Origin of the sequence: Streptomyces morookaense (assembly GCF_013030945.1) — a bacterium.
Lineage (GTDB): Bacteria > Actinomycetota > Actinomycetes > Streptomycetales > Streptomycetaceae > Streptomyces > Streptomyces morookaensis.
Window position 1 is genome coordinate 48,255 of sequence record NZ_JABBXF010000065.1, and the last position, 23,971, is coordinate 72,225.

A 23,971-nucleotide genomic window follows, 5' to 3' on the forward strand; every position below is an offset into this window, starting at 1 on the left:
GCGCCCCTTACGGGGCGCGGAGAACTGCGCGATCAGCCACAACCGACCCGCAGATCAAGTCAGTCCGTCGTTGACGGCGCTCATCAGGGTGCCGCTGTCACCGGACATCTCCCAGATCATCACGCCCAGCAGATTCTTCTGGCGAAGCCAAGCCGTCTTCTTGGCGATCGACCAGGCATCGTCGAACGTCCACCACTGCCCGTTGTCGCCGGTGTAGCCATAGGTGGCCACGACTTGATCGTCGTGGTAGACGGTCATGTTCGGCACCGAAGCGATCAAGTTGTCGTAGCCGCGTGTACCCGCCTCCTCGGGGAACTGCCCGGCCGCAGCCCCGTTCGCCGTCTGCCAGACGCCACGCGCCCCGCCGTCGGCGACCTGCTGCCATCCGCGCCCGTAGAACGCCAGCCCCAGGGCCAGTTTGCGGGGGTCGACGCCCGCGTCGAGGTACGTCTGGACGGTCTTCTCCACGCTGAACTTCGTGGGGTACGGGTCCTTGGGGTCGGCGTACAGGTTGCCCTGGTGGCCGGTGCGGTTGGGCTCCCAGCTGTTGTCGCTGCCCGAGCCGTGGAAGTCGTAGCCCTGGACGTTCGCGTAGTCCATGGAGTCGAAGACGTTCGGTTTGCCGCCGATCTGCCAGCCTGCCGCGATCTTGGCCGGGTCGGCCGGCGTGAAGGCGGTGAGCAGGTAGTGCTTGCCGCCCAGCGCGTCCAGCTGCTTGCGGAACTCGGCCATCAGCAGCGTGAGGTTGGCCTTGTCGTCCGGGGAGACATGGTTGCCGGGGTGGCCGTCGGAGCCCGGCCATTCCCAGTCGATGTCGAAGCCGTCGAAGATCCCGGCCGCCGTGCCCGGGCCGCCGCGGCCGTTGCTGACCGGGAGGTTGCCCTTGATGTACATGTCGATGCAGGACTGGACGAACTTCTGCCGGGAGGCATCGGTCCTCGCGACGTCCGAGAAGTACTTGCTGTAGGTCCAGCCGCCCACCGACATCAGGATCTTGAGGTCGGGGTACTTGGCCTTGAGTTCCTTGAGCTGGTTGAAGTTTCCGGCGAGCGGCTGGTCCCAGGTGTCGGCCACGCCGTTGACGGAGTCGCCGGCCCCGAAGCCCTTCTCGTAGTCGGCCCAGGAGTCGCCCGCGCCGTCGCCCTGGTTGGGGTCCTCGGGGTTGGAACCGGTCGCCTTGGTGACGCCGTTGAGACACGTCAGGTTGACCGGATCGATGTTGGAGAAGGCGTAGTTGAGGTGGGTGAGCTTGGCGGCTGCGCCCGTGGCGTCCAGGGACTTCACGGTGTACGCGCGGCCGTAGATACCCCACTGCACGAAGTAGCCCACCTTGGCGTAGCCGGTCCCGGGCTGCGGGCTGCCGCCCCCGCCGGTGGTCCTCACGGTCAGCGCCGGGCTGGCGGGCCCGGTCCGGTCGGCGGTGTCGCGGCCGACGACGGTGTAGGTGTAGCCGGTGCCCGGGGTCAATCCGGTGTCCGTGTAGGCGAGTTTGGCGACGGTCGCGACCTTGCTGGTGCCGCGGTAGACGTCGTAGTTCTTCATGCCCGTACCGGACGTGGCGGCCGTCCACTTGAGGGAGACGGTCGTGTCGGTGACGGCCGTGGCCTGCGGGGCGCCGGGGGCGCTCGGCGGGCTGCCCTGGGAACTGCCGTCGCAGGAACCGCCGTTGAGCTTGCAGCCGTTCGGCGCGTTGTCACCTGCGGCGACGAAGCCGAAGGTGACGGAGGCGCCGGGGGCGACGGTGCCGTTGTAGTCGCGGTTCCTGGCGGTGTAGTGGGTGCCGCTGTTGCTGATCAGGGCGTCCCAGTACGAGCCGACGGTGGTGGTGGAGGGGAAGTCCCACTCGACGGTCCAGCCGTCGATGGCCGTCGAGCCCGTGTTCTTGATCGTCCATTCGCCCTGGTAACCGGTGCCCCAGTCGGACGTCTTGGCGAAGACCGCCGTCGCGGAGGCCGCTGCGTGGGCCGGGGCCGCGAGCCCGATCAGGGCGGCGAGGGGGAGGAGGAAGGCGGCGAACGCCGCGGTGAGGGTGAAGCGTCTGCTGTGTCCCGCTGTTCCTGTGCTCAAGGGTGCTCCTCGAGTGGAGTCTGTACAGGGTGGGGGGTGCGCAGTTGTGTGGGGAGCGTAAGAAGGTCCGTACCAATGGTCAAGAGGTCTGGACCAGGCCCAACTCCTGGGCGAGTACCGCCGCTTGGACCCTGCTGCGCAGCTCCAGCTTTCCCAGCAGGCGGCTCACATGCGTCTTCACCGTCGCCTCCGCCATCTGCAGCCGGGCCGCGATCTCCGCGTTCGCCAGGCCCTCGCCGAGGCAGACCAGCACCTCGCGCTCGCGGCGCGTGAGCGCGTCCAGCAGGGCGAGGTCCGCGGACGGGCGCGGTGCCGCCGAGGCCGGGCGGGCGAACTCGGCGATCAGGCGGCGGGTGACGGCCGGGGAGATCAGTCCCTCGCCCCGGGCCACGGTCCGCACGGCGGCGACCAGATCGGCGGCCTCGCTGTCCTTGAGCAGGAACCCCGCAGCGCCCGCGCGCAGTGCCCCGAACACGTACTCGTCGAGGTCGAAGGTGGTCAGTACGAGTACGTCGGCGAGCTGTTCCGTGGTGATCTGCCGGGTGGCCGAGACCCCGTCCAGGCGGGGCATCTGGATGTCCATGACGACCAGATCGGGCCGCAGCGACCGGGTCAGCCGCACCGCCTCCTCGCCGTCCGCCGCCTCCCCGACCACCTCGATGCCGGGTGCGGAACGCAGGATGAGCACCAGGCCGGACCGGACGGCGGCCTGGTCCTCGGCGACCAGCACCCGGATCGTCATCACATCTCCTCGCCTTCGACGGGCAGTTCGGCCCGTACTTCCCAGAACGTCTTTCCGTCGCCCTGCGGCCCCGTCTCCAGCCGGCCGCCCAGGAGGGCGACGCGCTCCCGCATGCCGACGATTCCCGCCCCCGCACCCGGGGCGCGCGGGGCCGGCCGGTCGTCCAGCGGGCTGGTGACGCGGACGGTCAGCGGGCCGTCGGGCGTGCGGGCCAGGCGTACCGTCACCTCGCCCGGTGCCGCGTGCTTGACCGCGTTCGTCAGCGACTCCTGCACGATGCGGTAGGCCGCCAACTCGACGGGCGCGGGCAGCCGTCCGGGGCCGCGCTCGTCGTGCAGGACGAAGCGGAACCTGCCCTCGTCCGGCACGGCACGGCGGGCCTGCGCCAGCAGCGCATCGAGACCGGCCAGTGTGGGCGTGGCCGCCGGCCCCTCCTCGCCGGTGCGCAGGAGGGTGATGAGACGGCGCATCTCGGCGAGGCCCTGGACGCTGTTCTCGCGGATCACCGCGAGCGCCTCCCGGGACGTCTCCGGCTCGCCGATCGACAGCGCCGCCGTGGAGTGGATCGCGATGGCCGACAGATGCCCCGCCACCATGTCGTGCAACTCCCGTGCCATTCGGGACCGTTCCGCACCCACCGCCTCGCGCCGGTCCAGCTCCGCCAGCAGCGCCGTCCGCTCGGCCGCCAGCCGTGCGGACCGGGCGGCGTCGCGGTGCACGCGGACGCCCACGCCGGTCCAGGCGGGTGCGATGGTCACCAGACCCAGCCCGATGCCGACCAGCAGCGCCTCCGGCTTGCGGACCAGGGCGACGGCCAGCAACGTGCCCAGCACGGTGAGCACTTCGGTCGCGCGCGGGATGAACCGGTACGCGGCCTGCGGCCCGTACAGCACCGCCGCGTAGACGAGGTCCGTGAACATGCCGACGTTCGCGATGAGACTGCCCGCGCAGATGTCGAGCACGAGCGCCCCCGTGGCGAGGGCGAGCCCTGCCAGCGGGGCGCTGCGGCGCAGCAGTTCGGCGCCGGCCATGACGGCCAGCGCGACGAGCGCGAGCCACGGCGGCAGCGGCAGCGCGGGTCTGCTGCGCAGCCCCAGCGCGTGGAGCAGGACACCGCCGAGCAGTCCGGCGGCCGCGACGAGCAGGGCGTCGCGGTCGGGGCGGCGGGGGAGGGTGAGCTGCACAGGTCCATCACAGCATGCCGTAGCCGCAGGTCAGTACATCGAACGATGCAGTCGGGGATCGTCTTCTGCGACGAGGCGGGGGCGGTCGGCGTCGGTGACGCTGGAGGGGAGGAAAGGGAAGGGAAGGGAGCGGAGCCGTGATCGTCACGCTGATCGTCGCCTGCGAGGTGGGCTTCTGGGTGCTGCTGGCCGGTGGACTGAGCCTGCGCTATCTGGCGCGCATGCCGCGCGCGGGGGTCGCGGTACTGCTGCTGGAGCCGGTCCTGGAACTCGTGCTGCTCATCGCGACTGCGATCGACCTGAAGAACGGCGCGAGCGCCGACTGGAAGCACGGCCTCGCGGCCGTCTACATCGGCTTCTCGGCCGGCCTCGGCCACTCCACGCTGCGCTGGGCCGACGCCCGCTTCGCCCACCGCTTCGCGGGCGGGCCGCCGCCGGTGCGGCCGCCGAAGTACGGGACGGCGCGCACGGTGCACGAATGGAAGACGGCGGGCCGCTGGATCCTGGCCGCGACCGTGGCCGCCGCGCTGTTGCAGGCGGCGGTTTGGTACGTGGGCGGTTCGGGCGACGTGAGCTCGCTGCGGGCGTGGCAGTCGACGATGCTGTGGGTGGCGGGCATCAACGTGGTCGTTGCACTGAGCTATACGGTGTGGCCGAAGAAGGCGCCGTAGTCGCCCCGTAAGGGGCGCTGGGGGATCCCCAGAGGTGCCCCCCGCGCCCCTTACGGGGCGAGGTGTCAGCGGTTCTCGCCCGGTACCCACAGGACGTCCCCGACGTCCCGGTTGGCGCTGCGCGCCAGGATGAACAGCAGGTCCGACAGCCGGTTCAGGTACGTGGCCGTCAAGTGGTTCATGATGTCGCCGTGCATCTCCAGCGCCGCCCACGTCGAGCGCTCCGCGCGCCTCACCACCGTGCACGCCTGGTGCAGCAGCGCCGCCCCCGGTGTGCCCCCCGGCAGGATGAAGCTGCGCAGCTTCTCCAGCGGTTCCAGGAAGCGGTCGCAGTCCGCCTCCAGGCGGTCGATGTAGGACTGTTCGACGCGCAGCGGCGGGGCCGTTTTTTTGGAAAGCGCGGAGTTCTCCACGACGGGGGTCGCCAGGTCGGCGCCCACGTCGAAGAGGTCGTTCTGGACCCGGACGAGCACCGCGACGACGTCCTCCGGCAGCTGTCCGAGCGCGATGGCCACCCCGATCGCGGCGTTGGCCTCGTTCGCGTCGGCGTACGCCGCGATGCGGGTGTCGGTCTTCACGGTCCGGCTCATGTCGCCGAGGGCGGTCGTGCCGTCGTCGCCGGTGCGGGTGTAGATACGCGTCAGATTGACCATGCCCCGAGCGTAATCATGCTCCGGCCTTCCGGAAGTACCGCGTCCCGGCCGTCACCGAGACGGCCAGCAGTGCCAGGGCCGCCAACGTGCCGCGCAGCAGCGCCGGGTCGGAGTAGTGGCCGACGAACGCGGCGCGGACGGCGTCCACCAGATAGCGCAGCGGCATCACGTGGGAGAGCACGTCGAGCCAGCCGGGTGCGAGGGACATGGGGAGCAGGAGGCCGGAGAGCAGCATGGCCGGCATGTTGACGGCGTTGACGAGCGGGGCGAAGGACGTGGGCGCGGCCGCCTTCATGGCGAGCGCGTAGGACAGGGACGCCAGCGACAGCGCCAGCACCGCCGTGAACGCGAAGCCCAGCAGGACGCCGGGCAGCGGCGCCCGCAGGCCCATGGCCACGGCCACGAGGACGATCACGGCCGCCTGCACGGTGAGCAGCGCCGCGTCCCGCAGGATGCGCCCCAGCAGCAGGGCCAGCCGGCTGACCGGGGTGACCCGCATCCGGTCGACGATGCCGTGCTGCTTCTCGATGATCAGTGCCATGCCGGCGAACGAGGCGCCGAAGAGGGCGAGTTGGAGGAGCAGGCCCGGGACGAGGACCTGCCAGGAGGAGCCCGTCCCGCCGAGCGGCATGTGCGCGAGCAGCGGGCCGTAGAGGACGAGGTAGAGCGAGGGCATCAGCGCGCCGAAGGTCATGGCGGCCTTCGAGCGCAGGGTCTGGCGGGCGTACCGGCCGAAGACGAGGGCGGTGTCGGTGAGGATGGTGGGCACGGTGGTGTGACTCCTTGAACTCGATATGCGGCTCCGCCGCGTGGGCCCGCGCCCCTTACGGGGCGCCTCCGGTCGCGCCCACGGGGCGGAGCCGCCCTGACGGGCGGTGCGTCATACGGCCACGGGCGCCGCATCCCGCTCCACCGGCCCCCGCCCGGTGATCGCGAGGAACGCGTCCTGCAGCGTGGCGCCGGCAGAGCCGGCGTAGCGGGTCTTGAGCTCCGCCGGGGTGCCCTCCGCCACGACGGTGCCCCGGTCGACGACGACCAGCCGGTCGGCGAGCGCGTCGGCCTCGTCGAGGTAGTGCGTGGTGAGGAAGACCGTCGTGCCCCACTCGGCGCGGATGCGGCGTACGAGGTCCCAGAGGTCGGCGCGGCTGCCGGGGTCGAGGCCCGTGGTCGGCTCGTCGAGGAAGAGGACCTCGGGCCGGTGGGTGAGGGCCATGGCGATGTCGAGCCGGCGCCGCTGGCCGCCGGAGAGGGCGGCGCACGGCCGGTCCAGAAGACCGGTGAGGCCGAGCTCGTGCGCCAACTCATCGGCGCGTGCCGCCGCTTCGGCCTTGCGGAGCCCGTAGAGCCGTCCCTGGGTGACCAGTTCCTCGCGTACGGAGACGGCGGGGTCGACGCCTCCGGACTGGGCCACGTATCCGGTGCGGCGGCGGACGTCGCGGGGGTCGCGGGCGAGGTCGTGGCCGGCGACGGTCGCGGTGCCGCCGGTGGGGGCGAGCAGGGTCGTGAGCATGCGCAGCGTGGTGGTCTTGCCCGCGCCGTTGGGGCCGAGGAAGCCGAGGATCTCGCCGCGCCGGACGGTGAGGTCGATGCCGCGCACCGCCTCGACGGGGCCGCGCGGGGTCGTGAAGGTCCGGGCGAGTCCGGACGTGCGGATGCTGTCGGAGCTGTCCAAGCTGCTGTCCATGCCGCAAGAAAAGCAGAGTCCCTGAAAGTTTGCAATGCCTCCAAAATTTCAGGGAGTGCAGCGAAGGTTACGATGGGGGCATGACCGGAGAAGGGCTCAGGGAGCGGAAGAAGCGGCAGACGCGGCAGCACATCTCGGACGTGGCGACCGGCCTGTTCCTGGAGCGCGGCTTCGACGCGGTGACGATCGCGGATGTGGCCGCGGCCGCGGACGTGTCCGTCAATACCGTTTACAACTACTTCCGTTCGAAAGAGGACCTCTTCCTCGACCGCGAGGACGACGCCCTCGGCTGGCTCGCCGCAGCCGTCCGCGGCCGCCCCGCCGGCGAGTCCCCCGCCGCGGCCGTGCTGCGCACCCTGCGCGCCGAAGTGGTGGCCGTCTCACCGCGGATGGGGCTCGTCGACGGGTTCGACCGGTTCATGCGCGTCATCGAGGAGTCGCCCGCCCTCCGTTCCCGGGTCTTCGGTATGCGCCGCCACGCCGTCGACCGGCTCGCCGCCGTGCTCGCCGAGGAGGCGGGGGACGACGCCGGGCCGCTGCCCGGGCTGGTGGCCGGTCAGCTGGGCTGGATCCAGGCGCAGGTGACCGAGTTCATCCAGGGCGAGCTGGTCGCGGGTCGCACCGCCGCCGAGACCTCGCGGGCGGCGCTCGGCCTGCTCGACGAGATCGAGGGGCTGCTGAGCGACCGTCTGCTGGAGTACGGCACCCGCCCCGCGATGTGATCCCTGAGGCCCGAGTGGCTCAACTGCAGCGTGTGGCCCGGCCCGTGGCCGTCTCGGTGTGATGTCCGTCATTCGGGACGTGACGCGCATCTCTAACCCCCCAACGGCGCGCTCCCGGACGCTAAGGTCCGGCCAGGAGCCGTAAGAACACGCAGGTGTACAGGGAGTAAGGGGACAGCCGTGGCCAAGAAGCTCGCCGTCATCGGTGCCGGACTGATGGGGTCCGGCATTGCGCAGGTCTCCGCGCAGGCCGGCTGGGACGTCGTGCTGCGGGACGTGACCGACGCGGCGCTGCAGCGCGGCACGGACGGCATCCGGACCTCGCTGGACCGGTTCGTGGCCAAGGGCAGGCTGGAGGCCGCCGACGCCGAGCAGGCGCTCGCGCGCATCACCCCGACCACCGACCTGGACGCGGCCGCCGACGCCGACATCGTCGTGGAGGCCGTCTTCGAGGACATCGACACCAAGCGGGACATCTTCCGCACCCTGGACGGGCTGGTGAAGGAGGACACCGTCCTCGCCTCCAACACCTCCGCCATCCCGATCACCAAGATCGCTGCCGCCACCGCCCGCCCGGAGCGCGTGGTCGGCGCCCACTTCTTCTCGCCGGTGCCGATGATGCAGCTGTGCGAGCTGGTGCGCGGGCACAAGACCAGCGACGAAACCCTCGCCGCCGCACGGGAGTTCGCCGAGGGCATCGGCAAGACCTGCATCGTCGTCAACCGCGACGTCGCCGGCTTCGTCACCACCCGCCTGATCTCCGCGCTGGTCGTCGAGGCGGCCAAGCTGTACGAGTCCGGGGTGGCCAGCGCCGAGGACATCGACATCGCCTGCAAGCTGGGCTTCGGCCACGCCATGGGCCCGCTGGCGACCGCCGACCTGACGGGCGTCGACATCCTGCTGCACGCGACCGAGAACATCTACACCGAGTGCCAGGACGAGAAGTTCGCCCCGCCGGAGCTCATGCGCCGCATGGTCGACGCGGGCGACCTCGGCCGCAAGAGCGGCCAGGGCTTTTACCAGCACTGAGACTCCACCGGCTACCGGGTTCACCCCGTGGGGTGAATTCGGTAGCAATTCGCTTACAGGCGGCAACTTCGCCGTGCGAAAGGCAGTCAGTTCTTTAGAACCTCGGAACAGACGGAACAGAAACCTCTCCCGGGAGCGCATATGCACATCAGGGGCGACCACGCCGAACTGGTCGTCGGGGGGCGCCTCGACGTCCGCAGCGCGGCGAACGCCCGTACGGTCCTGCACTCCGCCCTCGACAGCGGCCGGGGCGACCTCGTCCTCGACCTGACCGAGCTGGACTCCTGGGACGCCACCGGACTCGGCGTCATCATGGGGGCCCACCGCCGCGCCGGGCGCACCGGGCGGCGGCTCGTGCTGCGGGGTGTGCCGGACCGGATGCAGCGGCTCCTGGTCGCCACCCGGCTGCACCGCATCCTCGCGATCGAGGGCGAGAACCTCGCGGACGGCAGCCGGCCCCGCGTGTGAAGCGGGGCGCCGGGCGGGCCGGATGAGCCCCCTGCGGCGCCGGGCACCCCCAATGCTCATAAGACTGTGACGTCCTGGGCGACGCGGCACCCTCCGGTTCGTAGATACTGTGCCAAGGTCTGTTCGGTTTCCCGCCGCCACGAAAGCCCACGGCGGGCACCGGACCAATATCGACGGCCGGGTGTCACCATGCCCGCCGCAGGTCGAAGCAGTGCGGACAGGCCGAGGGCACGACGGCACGCCACGCATCTGGGGGCTCTGAACCATGGACCCGACGAACCGGGCATCCGAGGAATTCCGCGACGACGCAGTCCACGACGGTGAACGCGCTCCCGGCACCGGGAGCGGTCCGCGCCGGCCGCCGCGCTCCGAACTCGTCGGCGCGCAGGAGTCCGGCGCCCCGGGCCCCGTCCGCGTCGTCCAGCTCGTCGCCGGTGACTACCTGCTCACCGTCAACCCCCTGGACGGCAGCGAGATAGAGCCCTGCCCGCCCGGCCGGCTCCCCGCCTCCCGGCCCGGACGCCACGGGCCCGAGGAGCGCGAGGCGCTGCGCCGCGCCGCCGCACCGACCCCGCCCGCCCGGTCCGTCGGGCCCGAACTGCCCCTGCTGCACCGGGGCGAGGAGCGCGAGCGGCTCTCCCGGCTGCTCTCGCGCGGCCGTTCCGTCCGGCTGACCGGCCCGTCCGGCTCCGGGCGCACCGCCCTGCTGGACGCCGTCGCCGAGGACTGCGCGGGTCTCGCGCCCGACGGAGTCGTCCGGTTGAGCGGATATCACCGCACTGCGACCGATCTGCTCCACGAGCTCCACGCCGCCGTGTACGACGCACCGCAGTACCGGCCCGACCGGTCCGCGCTGCTGTCGGCCGTCGCGGAGATCGGGGCCGTCGTCGTCCTGGACGACCTGGAGTTCGGCGGCACCGCGCTCGACGAACTGCTCGACGCCACCCCCGAGTGCGCCTTCCTGCTCGCCGCGACGCCCGACGTGGCGGCCCCCTCCGCCGACTCGCACGTGGAGGAGGTCTTCCTCGGCGGCCTCGACCGCACGGGCTGCCTGGAGCTGCTGGAGCTGGCCGTGGACCGGCCGCTCACGGACGAGGAGGCCGGCTGGGCCGCGGACCTGTGGTTCGAGTCCGAGGGCCTGCCGCTGCGGTTCGTCCAGGCGGGCGCGCTGCTGCGGCACCGGGACGAGCAGGCCGTGACGGCCTCCCGGGACGGGGCCGAAGAGGCCGGTGCCGCCGACGAGTTCGGCGTCTCCGCCGAACGTCCCTATGTGGCCTCGGGGGAGAGCGACGCGGACGGGGTGCGCCGCCCCGCGCTGCCCAGCCTCGCGCAGGCGGCCGCGCCCGCCGTGCTGCTCGCGTCCCGGCTCGGCGAGGCCGCGCGGGACACCCTGCGCTTCGCCGTCGCCCTCGGCGGCGAACTCCCGCACCAGGCCCACCTCCCCGCCCTCGCCGGGGACACGCACGCCGACACGGCCGTCGGGGAACTGCTCGCCTGCGGTCTGGTCACCGCCGTCGGGGCGCACTACCGGCTGGCCGTCGGCGTCGCCGCCCAGCTCTCCGCCGAGGGCTACGGCGACGAGGCCGCCGCCCGGGCGCACACCGCCGCCCAGCACTACGCCTGGTGGGCGGGGCACCCCTCCGTCACCCCGGAGCGCATCGCGCAGGAGGCCGACGCGGTCCTCGCGGCGCTGGCCGCGCTCGTCGCGGACGGGGAGGCCGGACACCCGGCCGCGGCCGTCCTGCTGGCCCGCACGGCGGCCCCCGCCTTCGCGGCCGCGCAGCACTGGGGCGCCTGGGAGCGCAGCCTCCGGCACGGCCAGGAGGCGGCCAGACTCGCCGGGGAAGTCGGCGAAGAAGCGTATTTCCACCACGAGTTGGGCGTCCTCGCGCTGTGCACCGGCAACCTCGACCGGGCGCGTGCCGCACTGGAGGCCTCGATCGGGCTGCGCGGGGTGCTGGCCGACAAGCGCGGTGCGGTCGCCGGGCGGCGGGCCCTGGCCCTGGTCGCCGACCGCACCGGACTGGCCATGGGGGCGCGCGGCGTGCCCGGGGTCGCCCCGCGGACCGACTTCGCGAAGGCGGCACCGCTGCCGGCCGCCTTCGAGCCGGCCACGCAGGCGGGGGAGGAGGTGCCGGACGCGCGCAGCGAGGAGTCGGCCGCGCCGCCCGCCGTGGCGAAGGGGCCGGTGTCGGCGCCGCTGTCGGTGGCCGCCGCGAACCCGGACGACGTGGCCACCGCGGTCATCGGCCGGGTGCCGGCGCCGCGGCCCGCCGCCAAACAGCCGTGGACCCGGCGGCTGGTGGCCGCCGGGACCCACCGCAACATGGCGGCCGCCGGCGCGGGGGCGCTGCTCGCGGCGGTGCTCGGCACCGTCGTCACGCTCGGCGCGACCTCGGGCGGCAACGGGCAGCACTCCCACACCGTCAAGCCGGGGCAGAGCGCGTCCCAGCAGGACGGGGGTGACGGGCTGAACGCGGACCAGCCTGCGGCCGTGCAGAACGGGGTGCCCGGGGTGCCGGGGCGTTCCGGCGCGGGTGCGCCGGAACGCAGCGGGGCGCCCGGGGTGCCGGGGGGTGCCCCGTCGCGGAGCGCGGGGCCGTCGTCCTCGCCGGGGGCCGGGCAGAGCGGTACGTCACCGTCGTCGCCGGGGGTGCCGACGGATCCGACGCCGTCGAAGTCGCCTTCGCATGCGCCGTCGCAGTCGCCGACGGGGGATTCTCCGAAGCCGACGCCGTCGACGTCGTCTCCGACGACGAAGCCCTCGGAGGATCCGACGCAGTCGGCCACCACCGGGGGCGGGACCGGTGCCGGGGGCACCGGGGGCGGTTCCACGCCGGTGAAGCCGGGGGCTTCGGCGTCTTAGGCGGTACCCAGGCGCCCCGTAAGGGGCGCTGGGGGCACCTCTGGGGGTCCCCCAGCTACCGCTGGGAGGTGCCCCCAGCGCCCCTTACGGGGCGCAGGCCCTTACGGGGTGCGGGCCCCTCAGAACAGCCGCAGCTTGTCGTCCTCGATGCCTCGGAGCGCGTTGTAGTCCAGGACCGTGCAGCCGATACCGCGGTCCGTGGCCAGCACGCGCGCCTGCGGCTTGATCTCCTGGGCCGCGAAGATGCCGCGCACCGGCGCCAGGTGCGGATCCCGGTTCAGCAGCTCCAGGTAGCGCGTGAGCTGCTCCACACCGTCGATCTCGCCGCGCCTCTTGATCTCGACCGCCACCGTCGCCCCGTCCGCGTCCCGACAGAGGATGTCCACCGGGCCGATGGCCGTCGGGTACTCGCGGCGGATCAGGGTGTAGCCCTCGCCGAGGGTCTCGATGCGGTCCGCGAGGAGCTCCTGAAGGTGTGCTTCCACGCCGTCCTTGATGAGGCCGGGGTCGACGCCGAGTTCGTGCGAGGAGTCGTGCAGCACCTCTTCCATGGTGATGATGAGCTTCTCGCCCGCCTTGTTGATCACCGTCCACACGCTGTCGTCGCCCTCTTTGAGGGTGCACGGCGGGGACATCCAGTTGAGGGGCTTGTAGGCCCGGTCGTCCGCGTGGATCGAGACACTGCCGTCGGCCTTGACCAGGATGAGCCGGGGGGCGGAGGGCAGGTGGGCGGTGAGCCGGCCCGCGTAGTCCACGGAGCAACGGGCGATGACGAGACGCATGGTGAGCCACGCTACTCGACTCCTGCCACTCGGCGCGATTCGCCCTGGATCGGCCCCTTCGGCATTGGCCAGTTGTAGGTGCGTTCTCCTGGTGGGGCCGCAGTGGCCGGATTACCGTTGAACCCGGGCGGTCGCGGTGCGGGTACAGGGTGTCGTCGTCCGCTCGCCCAACCGTGAGACCCCGCTCGCGGGGTCGCGAGAGGAGAACCCATGTCGCTCGACGTCTCACCGGCCCTCCTTGAACAGGCCGAGCGAGGCGAGGTCGACGAAGCCGATTTCGTCGACTGCGTCCGGACCTCCCTGCCCTACGCATGGGAGATGATCAGCTCTCTGGTGGCCCGGCTCGAGTGCGAAGGCGGCGAGTTCGCCGACAACCGGACACCGCCGCCGGACGAGCAGGCGCGCGGCCAGCTCCTGCGCGCCCTGGCGAGTGACGCCATCCGCGGTGCACTGCAGCGACACTTCGGGGTACGTCTGGCGTTCCAGAACTGCCATCGGGTAGCGGTCTTCCCGCTGGACCCTTCCGTGGACGAGCGCCTTGCCCGTTTCACATCGGTCCGGGGCCAATTGCTGAACCAATCCCCGGAGCTGCGGGACTGCTGAGGCATCCTGCTGCCGCAGTGGCGGGGGAGATCAGACGAGCTGCGGCAGCACGTCCGCACCGAGGCGGCGGAGGTTCTCCTCGGTGGCGGCGAGATCCCCGGAGCCCTCGGCGAGCAGGGCGAAGCGGGTGATGCCGGTACGTTCCGCCGTGGCCGAAAGCCGCTCCGCGCACAGCCGGGGCGAGCCGACCGGATGGAGCTCGCAGAGCAGCTCGGTGTAGGCGTGGGGATCGCGCATCGCGCGCGTCCGCCCGTCGACCGTCACATGGGCCGAGAGCCCCTTGTGCAGCCAGCCCGGCATCGCCTTGAGCAGCGTCTCGGCGGCCTCCTCGCGCCGGTCCGCGATCTGCACCACACCGGCCGACACATGACCGGCCGCGGCGACCGCCTCCGGTGAACTCCCCGACTCCAGCGCGCACTTGCGCCACAGCGCCACCATCTCCGCCTTCTCCTCGTCCGTGCTGTGCATCCCCAGCAGTATCGGCAGCCCGTGCCGGGCCGCAAGCCGGACGCCGGCGGGCGAGGTGCACGCGACGACGACGTCCGGGGAGGAACGGTCCAGCAGCTCGTCCGGCCTTGGTACGACGGGGACTTCACGGAACGCGAAGCGCTCGCCGGATGCGCCGACGCGGGGTTCGCGCAGCCAGCGCATCAGCAGTTCGAGGGATTCCGGGAACCCCTCTTCGTACGCCCCCAGGCCCGAGTTGAAGACTTCCAGATCGACCCAGGGGCCGCCCCGGCCGACGCCCAGCACGAACCGGCCGCCGGAGGTCAGGTGCAGCAGCGCGGTCTGCTCGCCGAGGGCCACGGGGTGCGTCGTCGGCAGGACGCTCACCGCCGTGCCCACCTCGATGCGCCGGGTGCGGCCCAGCAGCAGCGCGGCCAGCGTCACCGCCGAGGGGCAGACCCCGTAGGGCACGAAGTGGTGTTCCGCGAGCCAGACGGCGTCCAGCCCGGCCTCCTCGGCCACCTCCGCCGAGCGGACGGCCCGGTACAGCGCCTCCTCGTGGCCCTGGCCCGGAAATTGGGCGGACAGGACAAATGCTCCAATGCGCATCGCTCTTGTTCCTCCTAGCGACCGACGCGGCATCCCCCTGGAGGCAATAACGGCCGACACGTGCCAAAGGTACGGCCGGGCGTGAAGTTTTGATGATGATCGGAGAGCAAGCGCGATGCCGCCTTGGGATGCCCGCCCGGCCGGGCCGCCGTGCCGCGTACGCTGGGTCACGGTCCGTCGCTCTTCCGACTCCCCGAGGTGCCCCGTGTCCCCGCGCCGAAACCGCCCGCGAGGCGGTGCCGAGAAACCAGCCGCAGCGCCGTACGACATGAACGGCGAACGCTACGGCCTGGAGCGCACCGAGAGCTGGCAGGGCGAGGAGTGGTCGGTCCGCATGATCGGCGGCGGCGCGGCCGCCAAGCGGTACCGGTGCCCCGGCTGCGACCAGGAGATCCCGCCCGGGGTGCCGCACCTGGTGGCGTGGCCGCAGTACGGGGCCGGCGTGGAGGAGCGCCGGCACTGGCACAAGGCGTGCTGGAACGCGAGGGACCGCCGGAGCGCCAAGCTCCAGCGGTCCAGGAATGCGCCTCGGTACTGACGCGCGGTGCGTCGGCTGCGGGTCCGCTGTGGCTGGTCGCGCAGTTCCCCGCGCCCCTTTGGGGCGCGACCGCGCACCGCACTCCGCCGCGCCCCGTCAGGGGCGCGGGGAACTGCGCGAGCGACCACGATGTGCCCGCAGTCGAAAGCCGGCCGCAGCCGGCGCAGCGCTCAGGCGTCGCGCCTCGCCAAGGCGGCATACGCCCCCGCGAGGCCAACGGCCGCCAGGCCGGCCATGATCCAGACCGGCTCCCAGCCGGTCGGTCCCGCCCCCGTGCCGGAGGCGGTCCCGTAGAGCACGGCCAGTTCGGCCGGGATCGAGTACTGGAGGAGCGCATCGCGGACGCCCCGCAGGGAGTCCATCATCATGAACAGCGCCAGGATCATCGGCAGCAGCACCACCCCCAGCATGATCGTGATCGCCCCGGCGGAGTGCCGCACCAGCGCGCCCACGGCGAGCGACAGCAGGCCCAGCAGCGCCATGAACAGGCTCACGCCCACCGTCGCCCGCAGCCAGTCCCCGCCGGTCGGCTCGTAGGTGCTGCGGCTGCCGAGCACCGAGGAGTGGACCGCGGCGACGGCCAACGTCGAGACGAGCGTGATCACCAGGGTCAGCAGCGAGAAGACGACCGCCTTGGCCGTCAGCACCCGGGACCGGCTGGGGCAGGCGGTCAGGGTGGTGCGGATCAGCCCGGTGCCGTACTCGGAGGAGATCGTCAGCACGCCGAGCGTGATCACGCAGATGGTGGCGAGGAGCACACCGATGAAGCCGAGCGCCAGCGGCGAGGCGGTGTTCGTCTCGGCGGGCGAACTCCCCTGGACGGCCACGGCGATGAGCATGCCGACGCCGACGATGAGCGCCACCATGACGCCGAGCGTCCACATCGTGGACCGGACGGAGCGGATTTTGGTCCATTCCGCGAGGACCGCATCGGCGAGCGTGGCCTTGCGCATGGGGACGGGCGAGACGAAACCACCCGCAGCGGGTGCGGTGCCCGGCCAGTATCCCGGTGCCTGCGAGGGCAGTTGGGGGGTGCTCATCGGACGTCCTTGCTGTCGCGCTGGGTGGTGTACGGGTTCGGCTGCTCACCGGGCAACGCCGGGTACGCCTCGCCCCAGTTGGGCGGAACCGGTCCCGTCGGCGGCAGGCCGGGCGGCGGGGCCTGGAAGCCGTGGCGCCGGTCGGCCGTGGAGCGGTAGTCCACCGCGGTCTGCGTCATCCGCATGTAGGCCTCCTCCAACGAGGCCTGGTGCGGGGAGAGTTCCCAGAGGCGGATGTCCGCGTCATGGGCGATGTCGCTGATGCGGGGCAGCGTCAGGCCCGTCACCCGCAGCGCCCCGTCCGGCTCCGGCAGCACCTGGGCGCCCGCCTCGACCAGGGCGGCCGTGAGCTTGTCGCGGCTCTCCGGCTCGGGGGCGCGGACGCGCGCGAAGTCCGCGGAGTTCGCGGAGATGAAGTCCTTGACGCTCATGTCGGCGAGCAGCTGCCCGCGTCCGATGACGATGAGGTGGTCGGCGGTCAGCGCCATCTCGCTCATCAGGTGCGAGGAGACGAACACGGTCCGGCCCTCGGCCGCGAGCCGCTTCATGAGGTTGCGGACCCAGAGGATGCCCTCGGGGTCGAGACCGTTGACGGGCTCGTCGAAGAGCAGCACCGCGGGGTCGCCGAGCAGCGCGGCCGCGATGCCGAGGCGCTGGCCCATGCCCAGCGAGAAGCCCTTGGAGCGCTTGCGGGCCACGTCCTGGAGGCCGACGACGCCGAGCACCTCGTCCACCCGGCGGGCGGGGATGCCGGCGAGCTGGGCGAGCGAGAGCAGGTGCATACGGGCGCTGCGCCCACCGTGCACGGCCTTGGCGTCCAGCAGGGCGCCGACCTGGCGGGGGGCGTTGGGCAGCTTGTGGTACGGGTGACCGCCGATCGTCACCCGGCCCGACGTGGGCATGTCCAGGCCGAGGATCATGCGCATCGTGGTCGACTTGCCGGACCCGTTGGGGCCCAGGAAGCCGGTGACGGCCCCCGGCCGCACTTGGAACGACAGATTGTGCACGGCCGTTTTGGCGCCGTAGCGCTTGGTGAGGCCGACTGCCTCGATCATTCTCCGCCCCTCGCGAGCTCGTCCGGGCAAATGCCTCCGTAAGGGTTAGGAGGATAGACGAGGGGTTGACGGTTCCCCAGTGATGACCAGTCCGGCGGGCCGGACCCATCCCTCCTCGACGAAGATCCGCTTCCCGGCCTCGCGCGCCTCCGGCTCGGCACGGGCCCGGGCGACCCAGTGCTCCGGGCCGGGGCCGAGCAGCGCACGGAGGCGTGGTGAGGCGGCCAGCAGCGCGGTGAGCAGCGCGCGCTGGTCGCGCGCGCCGGGGTGGGGGCGGCCGGTGTCCGGGTCGGCGAGGATGCCGTGGCGGCTGACGTAGAGGAATCCGGTGCCGCCGGGGGCCGGGATCCGTTGGTAGTTGAACTCCGTACGGTCGACGGCGGCGAGCTGGGCGGGATCCAGCCAACTGATCACGAGCGTGCGGGTGGTTCCCGGGGCCGCATACGGGGCGGCCGCCACGTAGCCGTGGACGCCGATGTGGGCGGAGCAGCCGACCGCGATCCCGCGGACCTCGGCCGGGGCCAGGGGGACGAGGCCGGAGAGGCCTTCCCGGCGCAGTTTGTGGCGCAGTTGTGCGGGGGAGGCGTTGGAGCCCACGGCGATGACGGGGGTGCGGCCCGTGAGGGCCGCGGGGTCCCAGGGGAGCAGTTCGTCCCCTGCGAGGAGGGTCGGCTCGGTCACCGGGCGCCCCGGGTACGTCAGTGGCTGCTCGGCCGGCACGGGGCCGAGGTCCGTTGGTGTCATGCCCCGGTCCCACCCTTTCGCCGTTTCCTGGGGGCTTCGCCCCCAGACCCCCACTGCGTCTGCGGGTTCGTCGTGGCTTGTCGCGCAGTTCCTCGCGCCCCTTACGGGGCGCTCACGCATCGCGCCGCTTCAGCAGGATGTATGCCCCGGCCAGCGCCCCCACCACCCACAACACCATGATCCCGAAGCCGCCCCACGGCCCGTAGGGCGCCTCGTCGCCGAGCGGGGTCACCACCTGCATCACCTTCTGGCCCGCCTGGTCCGGCAGGTAGCGGCCGACCTTCTTCGTCGCCGGCACGTTGCCCAGAATGCTGGAGATCAGGAAGAAGAACGGCATGAGAATGCCGAGCGACAGCAGCGGACTGCGCAGCATCGTCGCGACGCCCATCGAGAAGACGGTGATGAGCGTCATGTAGAGGCCGCCGCCGATCACCGCCCGCAGCACGCCCGGGTCCCCGAGGCGGGCGCCGTGGCTGCCCAGCATCGCCTGGCCGACGAAGAACGTCACAAAACTCGTGATCATGCCGACGGCGAATGCGAGGCCCGCGGCCACCGTGATCTTGCTGAACAGAAAGGTGCCGCGCTGCGGAACGGCGGCGAGCGAGGAGCGGATCATTCCCGTGCTGTATTCATTCGAGACCACCAGCACACCGAAAACGATCAATGCCAGCTGGCCGAGTCCCATCCCCGCGAAACTCGTGAACGTCGGATCGAATTCGATCTTGCTTTGTCGGGACAGGCGGTCGAAGTCCCGCTTGGACAATGCACTGATCAGGGCGCCGAGGCCGACCGTCACCACGACCGCGATGCCCAGTGTCCACACCGTCGAGCTGACGGATCTGACCTTCGTCCATTCCGAGCGCAGGACCTGTGCCGCCACCGCCATCGTCACGATCCCTTCTTCCGCCAGTCGTCCCCCCAGGCCGGCCCCGGCGCGGCCGGCGGCGGGGGCTGGTGGTTCGCGTGGGCGTGGTACTCGACCGCCCCGGCCGTCAGCCGCATGAAGGCCTCCTCCAGCGAGGCCCGCTGCGGGCTCAGCTCGTGCAGCACGATCCGGTGCCGCGCCGCCAGCTCGCCCAGGTGCGCCGCGTCCTCGCCCTGCACCTCCAGAGCGCCCTCGGTGCCGGGCACCGCCGTGATCCCGGCGCCGGACAGCACGTCCTTGAGCCGTTCCTGGTCGGGGGAGCGCATCCGGACGTAGCCGCGGGAGTTCTCGGCGATGAAGCCGGACATGGACGTGTCCGCCAGCAGCCGGCCCTGGCCGATGACGACCAGGTGATCGGCGGTCAGGGCCATCTCGCTCATCAGATGGGAGGAGACGAAGACGGTCCGGCCCTCGGCCGCCAGGCTCTTCATGAGGTTGCGGATCCAGTGGATGCCCTCGGGGTCGAGGCCGTTGACCGGCTCGTCGAACATCAGGATCTGCGGGTCGCCGAGCAGCGCGGCCGCGATGCCCAGGCGCTGGCCCATGCCCAGCGAGAAGCCCTTGGTGCGCTTTCCGGCCACCGGCGTCAGACCGACCGTGTCCAGCACCTCGCGCACCCGGCTCCGGGGGATGCCGTTGCTCTGCGCCAGACAGAGCAGATGGTGGTAGGCGCTGCGGCCGCCGTGCATCGCCTTGGCGTCCAGCAGGGCGCCGACGACCCGCAGCGGGTTGTGCAGCTGCCGGTAGTGCCGGCCGTCGATGAGCACCGTGCCGCCGGTCGGGTTGTCCAGATCGAGCACCATGCGCATCGTCGTCGACTTGCCGGCGCCGTTGGGGCCCAGGAAGCCGGTGATGACGCCGGGCCGCACGGAGAAGGTGAGGCGGTCCACGGCGAGCTTGTCGCCGTAGCGCTTCGTCAGACCCTCCAGCTCGATCATTCACTCACGGTAAGGGCCTCCACAGAGCCCCGCCACCGGTGCGGAGCGTGCGGAGAAACGACTCAGCGCGCCGCACGCCGCCATGAGGCGGCATACGACGCGCTGAGCGACAGGCTCCCCCGAAACGTATGACGTGCTGTCGATGGGCCTCCGCCGGATCAGCGGCTCTGCTGGGCCGGAACGCCCCGCGAGATCGGCTCGTCGTCGCCCGGCACACCGGCCGCGGCCACCGCCGCACCGGTCAGCGTGGCCAGCATCTCGCGGACGTTGGTCAGCTGGGCGTTGATGCTGTCGCGGCGGTTGGTCAGCGCCGCCAGCTCGCGCTCGGACTCGCTGCGGATACGGTCCGCCTTGGCGTTGGCGTCGGCCACGATGTCCTCGGCCTGGCGCTGCGCCGTCTCCACCGTCTGGCGCGCGCGGCGCTCGGCGTCCGTGCGCAGCTTCTCGGCCTCCAGGCGCAGCTGCTCGGCCCGGTGCTCGATCTCCGCCAGCCGCTTCTCCGCCTTCGCCTGACGGGACGCCAGGTCGCGCTCGGACTGCTCGCGGCGCTTGGCCAGATTCGTCTCGAAGTCGGCTGCCGCCTGGGCCGCCTTGGCGCGCGTCTCCTCGAAGAGGGCGTCCGCCTCCTCGCGCTTGGACTGGGCGTCCTTCTGCGCCTCGGCCCGCAGCGCCGCCGCGTCGCCCTTCGCCTTCTCGACGATGCGCGCGCCCTCGTCCTCCGCCTTCGCCTTGCGGTCGGCGGCGAACGACTCGGCGTCGTTGCGCACTTGCTGAGCGGCCGACTCGGCCAGCTCCCGGTGCTGCTCGGCGGCCCGACGGGCCTCCTCACGCAGGTCCTTGGCCTCTTCCTCGGCCAGCCGGAGGATCTTCTCGACCCGCGCACCGAGTCCTGCGTAGGACGGTTCCGCGTCGTTGATCTGCGCCTGAGCGTTCTGCGTTTCGAGGTGCAGCTCCTCGATGCGCTTTTCCAGAGAGGTGATCCGTGCCAGTGCGCTGTCACGGTCCGCTACGAGCTTGGTAATGCGGTCGTCCACCTGGCCGCGGTCGTATCCACGCCGCACCAACTCGAAGCCGAAGGGGGAGGAAGTGTCGCTCATGGGGTTCCTGTCATAAGAGACCGGTGAGGTGTTGGGGGAATCCTAGGGGTGTGAGCGGCGTGGCATCGAGTGGACGATGGTAGACGGTTGGGAAATCCGGAAAATGCCCCCTCGATTGAGTGGCTACTTCTCGGACTGCTTGCCACCCGATCGAGTAGCGCCGACACCCGCCGCCGCCTTCACCCCGCCGTCCTTGGAGCCGCCTGCCCCAGGGGACTCAAATGATTCCAACGCCTCCAACACGTCCTGGACACGGGAAATCTCGGCATTGATGTCCTTGCGCCGGCGGACCAGCGCCTCCAACTCCCGCTTCGCGTCGTCGAGAAGGGCCGTGGCCTCCTCCGTGGCCTCGGTGCGCAGGCGCTCCGCCTCGCGTACGGCGGCGGCCTTCTTCTGCTCGGCCTCCTTCAGGAGCCCCTCCGCCTTCTTCACCGCGGCGATACGGACCTTGCTCGCCTCGCTGCTGGCGTCGGAGAGCAGCTTCTTCGCCTTCTCCTCCGCCTCCGCGAGCTGGGACGTCGCCGCGGCGACGAGCTTGTCGCAGCGCTCGCCGGCCGACTGCATGGCCTCCGCGGCCTCCCGGCGCGCCCGGTCGTGCAGCTCCTCGACCTCGCCCTCGATGCGCGAACGCAGCTCCTCGGCCCGGTCCCTTATGGCCGTCGCATCCCCGCGCGCCTCGGCGAGCAGGGTGTTGGCGTCCGTACGGGCCTGCTCCACCAGGGCGTTGCCCTCACCGGTGGCGTCCTTGACGATCCGTTCGGCCTCCTTGCGGGCCGCCGCGACCATCGTGTCGGCCTGCTCCTCGGCCACGGTGGCCGTGAGGACGGCCTCCTCCTGGGCCTTGGCGATGAGCGCGTCCGCCTGCTCGGCGGCCTCGGTGCGCCGCTGGGCGGCCGCGTCCCGCGCCTCGTCGATCGTCCGCTCGCCCTCGGCCCGCGCCTCGGCGCGCAGCCGCTCCGCCTCCTGGACGGCGTCGGCCTTGATGCGCGCGGAGTCCGCACGGGTGCTGTTGGCGTTCTCCTGCGCCGCCGCCAGGGCCTCCGCGGCCTCCGTGGCCATCCGCTCGGCCTCGGCCGTGGCCTCCCGCACGAGCGCGTCCGCCTGCGCGGCGGCCTCCGCACGGCGGGCGCCCGCGGCCTCACGGGCCTCGTCCAGGGTGCGCTCCGCCTCGCGGCGGGCGGCCTCCAGCGCCTCCGCGCCCTCGGCCCGCAGACCGTCGGCCGCCTCGCGGGCCTCGTCCAGCGCCCGCGCGCCGTCCGCCCGCAGCCGCTCCGCCTCCGCGTTCGCCTCGGCCACGGTGCGCTCCGCCAGGCCCTCGGCCTCCGCACGGCGCGCGTCGGCCTGCCGCACCGCCTCGGCGAGCAGCTCCTCGGCCTGCTGCGCGGCCTCGGCCCGGTGGACCTCGGCCTCCTCCTTGGCCGTGGCGACGATGAGGTCGGCGTCGTCCTGCGCCGAAGAGGTCAGCTCCGCAGCCTCGTTGACGATGCGTTCGGCCTCGGCGTGCCCGTCGGCGCGCATCTTGTTGGCGTCCTCGCGGGCCTCGGCCCGGGTGCGGGCCGCGTCCTGCTCGGCGGCCGCCAGCGCGTCGGAGGCGTCCGTCCGCATCTGCTGGGCCCGCGCGGACGCGTCCGACACCAGCCGCTCCGCCTCGGCCCGCATCCGGTCCGCCTCCGCGGCGGCCTCGGCCAGCGTCTGCTCGGCCTGCTCCTCGGCCTCGGCCCGGTGCACGTCGGCGTCCTTGCGCGCCTGGTCCACGGTCCGCGCCGCCTCGGCCCTGAGGGCCTCCGCGTCGTCGCGGGCCTGCTCCAGGGCACCCTCGGCCTCGGTGACGAGGCGCCGGGCCTCGGCCTTGCCCTCCGCGATGAGTTCGTCGGCCTGCTCGGCCGCCTCGGTGCGGTGCGCGTCGGCGTCCTTGCGCGCCTGGTCGAGAGTCTTCTCGGCCTCGGCGGTGAGACGTTGGGCCTCGGCGGTGCCTTCGGCGATGAGTTCGTCGGCTTGTCCTGCGGCTTCGGTGCGCAGGTTGCCTGCGGCTTCGCGGGCGTCGTCGACGGTCTTGGCGGCTTCGGCGCGCAGTCGGTCCGCGTCGTCGCGGGCCTGCTCCAGCGCGGCCTCGGCCTCGGCGGTGAGGCGCTGCGCCTCCGCGGCGCCTTCGGCGATGAGTTCGTCCGCTTGTCCTGCGGCTTCGGTGCGCAGGTTGCCTGCGGCTTCGCGGGCGTCGTCGACGGTCTTGGCGGCTTCGGCGCGCAGTCGGTCCGCGTCGTCGCGGGCCTGCTCCAGCGCGGCCTCGGCCTCGGCGGTGAGGCGCTGCGCCTCCGCGGCGCCCTCGGCGATGAGCTCCTCCGCCTGCGCGGCCGCCTCCGTGCGGTGGGCACCGGCGTCCTTGCGCGCCTGGTCGAGGGTCTGCTCGGCCTCGGCCGTCAGGCGCTCGGCCTCGGCCCTGCCCTCGGCCACGAGCTCGTCGGCCTGGCTCGCGGCGTCGGCGCGCAGCGCCCCCGCCGCCTCGCGGGCCTGGTCGACCGTGGCGGCCGCCTCGGCGCGCAGCCGCTCGCCCTCCGCCTCGGCCTCGGCGCGCAGCGCCGCCGCCTCGGTACGGGTGCGGGCCGCGTCCTCGTCGGCGCGCTCCCGCTCGGCGTAGGCCTCGGCACGGACCCGGTCGGCCTCGATCTGGGCCTCGGTGACGGTCCGTTCGGCATTGTGCTCGGCGGCCGAGCGCAGGCCCGCGATCTCCTCCTCGGCCTGCTCGTGCAGCCCGGCGACGGAGTCCCGCACCTGCTGGGCCGTCTGCTCGGCGGCGGCCACCAGCTCCGCGGCGCGCTGCTCGGCCTCCTCGACCAGCTCCCGCGCCTCCTCCTGCGCCTCGGCGACCCGCTTGCGCGCCGACGCCAGCAGCTCCTCGCTCTGCTCGCGCGCCGCCTCGCGCTCGGCCTGTGCCTCCGTACGGGCGTCCCCGAGCGTCTCCTCGGCCTCACGGCGGCGCCGCGCGGCTTCCTCCTGGGCGGCCGCCAGCGCCTCCGCGGCCTCCGCCGCGGTCCGCTCCGCCGCCGCGTTCGCCTCGGCCCGCATCCGGTCCGCGGCCTCCTGCGCCTCGGCGCGCAGCCGCTCCGCCT

The 23,971-nt window shown here is 72.5% G+C and carries 22 protein-coding genes; 7 read left to right on the plus strand and 15 right to left on the minus strand.

The window, feature by feature from the left end; all coding sequences use genetic code 11:
* Window positions 1-54 precede the first annotated feature (54 nt).
* The 3 genes from HG542_RS24890 to HG542_RS24900 form a co-directional block, all read right to left on the minus strand.
* Window positions 55-2,067: a glycoside hydrolase family 18 chitinase gene (locus tag HG542_RS24890; protein WP_171085112.1), complete on the minus strand. Its 2,013-nt coding sequence runs from the start codon at window positions 2,065-2,067 to the stop codon at window positions 55-57.
* 79 nt (window positions 2,068-2,146) lie between these two features.
* Window positions 2,147-2,809: a response regulator gene (locus tag HG542_RS24895; RefSeq protein ID WP_171085114.1), complete on the minus strand. Its 663-nt coding sequence runs from the start codon at window positions 2,807-2,809 to the stop codon at window positions 2,147-2,149.
* Window positions 2,809-3,993: a sensor histidine kinase gene (locus tag HG542_RS24900; RefSeq protein WP_171085116.1), complete on the minus strand. Its 1,185-nt coding sequence runs from the start codon at window positions 3,991-3,993 to the stop codon at window positions 2,809-2,811. Before HG542_RS24900 ends, HG542_RS24895 begins: the two co-directional genes overlap by 1 nt.
* 137 nt (window positions 3,994-4,130) lie before the next feature.
* Here HG542_RS24900 and HG542_RS24905 point away from each other — a divergent pair, with 137 nt between their 5' ends.
* Window positions 4,131-4,664, plus strand: a complete 534-nt coding sequence (locus tag HG542_RS24905; RefSeq protein WP_171085118.1) for a hypothetical protein — start codon at window positions 4,131-4,133, stop codon at window positions 4,662-4,664.
* Window positions 4,665-4,729: 65 nt separating this feature from the next.
* Here HG542_RS24905 and HG542_RS24910 read toward each other — a convergent pair whose 3' ends face one another.
* From HG542_RS24910 to HG542_RS24920, 3 genes are all read right to left on the minus strand, one after another.
* Window positions 4,730-5,317, minus strand: a complete 588-nt coding sequence (locus HG542_RS24910) for a cob(I)yrinic acid a,c-diamide adenosyltransferase (RefSeq protein WP_171085120.1) — start codon at window positions 5,315-5,317, stop codon at window positions 4,730-4,732.
* A gap of 13 nt (window positions 5,318-5,330) precedes the next feature.
* Entirely contained in the window at window positions 5,331-6,086 is a 756-nt protein-coding gene (locus HG542_RS24915) for an ABC transporter permease (RefSeq protein WP_171085122.1), read from the minus strand.
* 111 nt (window positions 6,087-6,197) lie between these two features.
* On the minus strand, window positions 6,198-7,001 hold the full coding sequence (locus HG542_RS24920; protein WP_171085124.1) for an ABC transporter ATP-binding protein: 804 nt from the start codon (window positions 6,999-7,001) through the stop codon (window positions 6,198-6,200).
* Window positions 7,002-7,081: 80 nt separating this feature from the next.
* Between HG542_RS24920 and HG542_RS24925 the strand changes: the two genes are divergently transcribed.
* The 4 genes from HG542_RS24925 to HG542_RS24940 all read left to right on the plus strand — a co-directional run bounded on the left by HG542_RS24925 (window position 7,082) and on the right by HG542_RS24940 (window position 12,086).
* The gene (locus HG542_RS24925) at window positions 7,082-7,723 is read left to right on the plus strand and encodes a TetR/AcrR family transcriptional regulator (RefSeq protein ID WP_171085126.1); all 642 of its coding nucleotides are present in this window, start codon (window positions 7,082-7,084) and stop codon (window positions 7,721-7,723) included.
* A 180-nt stretch (window positions 7,724-7,903) separates the two neighbouring features.
* The gene (locus HG542_RS24930; RefSeq protein WP_171085128.1) at window positions 7,904-8,752 is read left to right on the plus strand and encodes a 3-hydroxyacyl-CoA dehydrogenase family protein; all 849 of its coding nucleotides are present in this window, start codon (window positions 7,904-7,906) and stop codon (window positions 8,750-8,752) included.
* Between the two features lie 141 nt (window positions 8,753-8,893).
* Entirely contained in the window at window positions 8,894-9,220 is a 327-nt protein-coding gene (locus HG542_RS24935) for an STAS domain-containing protein (protein WP_171085130.1), read from the plus strand.
* A gap of 265 nt (window positions 9,221-9,485) precedes the next feature.
* A complete protein-coding gene (locus HG542_RS24940; protein WP_171085132.1) occupies window positions 9,486-12,086 on the plus strand; it encodes an ATP-binding protein in 2,601 nt (866 codons plus the stop codon).
* Window positions 12,087-12,205: 119 nt separating this feature from the next.
* On the opposite strand, the gene nucS is transcribed toward HG542_RS24940, so the two are convergent.
* Window positions 12,206-12,868 carry an endonuclease NucS gene (gene nucS / locus HG542_RS24945; RefSeq protein WP_171085134.1) on the minus strand — a complete coding sequence of 221 codons (663 nt, stop codon included), beginning with the start codon at window positions 12,866-12,868 and terminating at the stop codon, window positions 12,206-12,208.
* Between the two features lie 210 nt (window positions 12,869-13,078).
* On the opposite strand from nucS, the gene HG542_RS24950 reads away from it, so the two are divergent.
* Entirely contained in the window at window positions 13,079-13,471 is a 393-nt protein-coding gene (locus HG542_RS24950; RefSeq protein WP_171085135.1) for an SCO5389 family protein, read from the plus strand.
* A 30-nt stretch (window positions 13,472-13,501) separates the two neighbouring features.
* Here HG542_RS24950 and HG542_RS24955 read toward each other — a convergent pair whose 3' ends face one another.
* The gene (locus HG542_RS24955; RefSeq protein ID WP_171085137.1) at window positions 13,502-14,527 is read right to left on the minus strand and encodes an LLM class flavin-dependent oxidoreductase; all 1,026 of its coding nucleotides are present in this window, start codon (window positions 14,525-14,527) and stop codon (window positions 13,502-13,504) included.
* A gap of 205 nt (window positions 14,528-14,732) precedes the next feature.
* Here HG542_RS24955 and HG542_RS24960 point away from each other — a divergent pair, with 205 nt between their 5' ends.
* The gene (locus tag HG542_RS24960) at window positions 14,733-15,065 is read left to right on the plus strand and encodes an Rv1322 family protein (RefSeq protein WP_171085139.1); all 333 of its coding nucleotides are present in this window, start codon (window positions 14,733-14,735) and stop codon (window positions 15,063-15,065) included.
* A gap of 170 nt (window positions 15,066-15,235) precedes the next feature.
* Here HG542_RS24960 and HG542_RS24965 read toward each other — a convergent pair whose 3' ends face one another.
* The 7 genes from HG542_RS24965 to HG542_RS24995 all read right to left on the minus strand — a co-directional run.
* Window positions 15,236-16,105, minus strand: a complete 870-nt coding sequence (locus HG542_RS24965; protein ID WP_171085141.1) for an ABC transporter permease subunit — start codon at window positions 16,103-16,105, stop codon at window positions 15,236-15,238.
* Window positions 16,102-17,160 (minus strand): ABC transporter ATP-binding protein, encoded by a 1,059-nt coding sequence (locus HG542_RS24970; RefSeq protein ID WP_171085143.1) that lies wholly within the window; start codon window positions 17,158-17,160, stop codon window positions 16,102-16,104. The genes HG542_RS24965 and HG542_RS24970 overlap by 4 nt, the downstream gene beginning before the upstream one ends.
* Window positions 17,161-17,205: 45 nt before the next feature.
* Window positions 17,206-17,904, minus strand: a complete 699-nt coding sequence (locus tag HG542_RS24975; RefSeq protein WP_171085144.1) for a hypothetical protein — start codon at window positions 17,902-17,904, stop codon at window positions 17,206-17,208.
* A 112-nt stretch (window positions 17,905-18,016) separates the two neighbouring features.
* On the minus strand, window positions 18,017-18,790 hold the full coding sequence (locus tag HG542_RS24980) for an ABC transporter permease (RefSeq protein WP_171085160.1): 774 nt from the start codon (window positions 18,788-18,790) through the stop codon (window positions 18,017-18,019).
* 2 nt (window positions 18,791-18,792) lie between these two features.
* Window positions 18,793-19,767: a DUF8746 domain-containing protein gene (locus HG542_RS24985; RefSeq protein WP_171085146.1), complete on the minus strand. Its 975-nt coding sequence runs from the start codon at window positions 19,765-19,767 to the stop codon at window positions 18,793-18,795.
* A 158-nt stretch (window positions 19,768-19,925) separates the two neighbouring features.
* Window positions 19,926-20,864, minus strand: a complete 939-nt coding sequence (locus HG542_RS24990; RefSeq protein WP_171085148.1) for a coiled-coil domain-containing protein — start codon at window positions 20,862-20,864, stop codon at window positions 19,926-19,928.
* Between the two features lie 123 nt (window positions 20,865-20,987).
* Window positions 20,988-23,971: polarized growth protein Scy-related protein (locus tag HG542_RS24995; RefSeq protein ID WP_171085150.1), on the minus strand; the 2,984-nt coding region annotated here is incomplete at its 5' end.

Coding starts and splice junctions, on each gene's coding strand:
- HG542_RS24895 (WP_171085114.1), bottom strand. CDS start 2,809: ATGACGATCCGGGTGCTGGTCGCCGAGGACCAGGCCGCCGTCCGGTCC.
- HG542_RS24910 (WP_171085120.1), bottom strand. CDS start 5,317: ATGGTCAATCTGACGCGTATCTACACCCGCACCGGCGACGACGGCACG.
- HG542_RS24920 (WP_171085124.1), bottom strand. CDS start 7,001: ATGGACAGCAGCTTGGACAGCTCCGACAGCATCCGCACGTCCGGACTC.
- HG542_RS24925 (WP_171085126.1), top strand. CDS start 7,082: ATGACCGGAGAAGGGCTCAGGGAGCGGAAGAAGCGGCAGACGCGGCAG.
- HG542_RS24935 (WP_171085130.1), top strand. CDS start 8,894: ATGCACATCAGGGGCGACCACGCCGAACTGGTCGTCGGGGGGCGCCTC.
- HG542_RS24940 (WP_171085132.1), top strand. CDS start 9,486: ATGGACCCGACGAACCGGGCATCCGAGGAATTCCGCGACGACGCAGTC.
- nucS (WP_171085134.1), bottom strand. CDS start 12,868: ATGCGTCTCGTCATCGCCCGTTGCTCCGTGGACTACGCGGGCCGGCTC.
- HG542_RS24950 (WP_171085135.1), top strand. CDS start 13,079: ATGTCGCTCGACGTCTCACCGGCCCTCCTTGAACAGGCCGAGCGAGGC.
- HG542_RS24955 (WP_171085137.1), bottom strand. CDS start 14,527: ATGCGCATTGGAGCATTTGTCCTGTCCGCCCAATTTCCGGGCCAGGGC.
- HG542_RS24965 (WP_171085141.1), bottom strand. CDS start 16,105: ATGAGCACCCCCCAACTGCCCTCGCAGGCACCGGGATACTGGCCGGGC.
- HG542_RS24970 (WP_171085143.1), bottom strand. CDS start 17,160: ATGATCGAGGCAGTCGGCCTCACCAAGCGCTACGGCGCCAAAACGGCC.
- HG542_RS24975 (WP_171085144.1), bottom strand. CDS start 17,904: ATGACACCAACGGACCTCGGCCCCGTGCCGGCCGAGCAGCCACTGACG.
- HG542_RS24980 (WP_171085160.1), bottom strand. CDS start 18,790: ATGGCGGTGGCGGCACAGGTCCTGCGCTCGGAATGGACGAAGGTCAGA.
- HG542_RS24985 (WP_171085146.1), bottom strand. CDS start 19,767: ATGATCGAGCTGGAGGGTCTGACGAAGCGCTACGGCGACAAGCTCGCC.
- HG542_RS24990 (WP_171085148.1), bottom strand. CDS start 20,864: ATGAGCGACACTTCCTCCCCCTTCGGCTTCGAGTTGGTGCGGCGTGGA.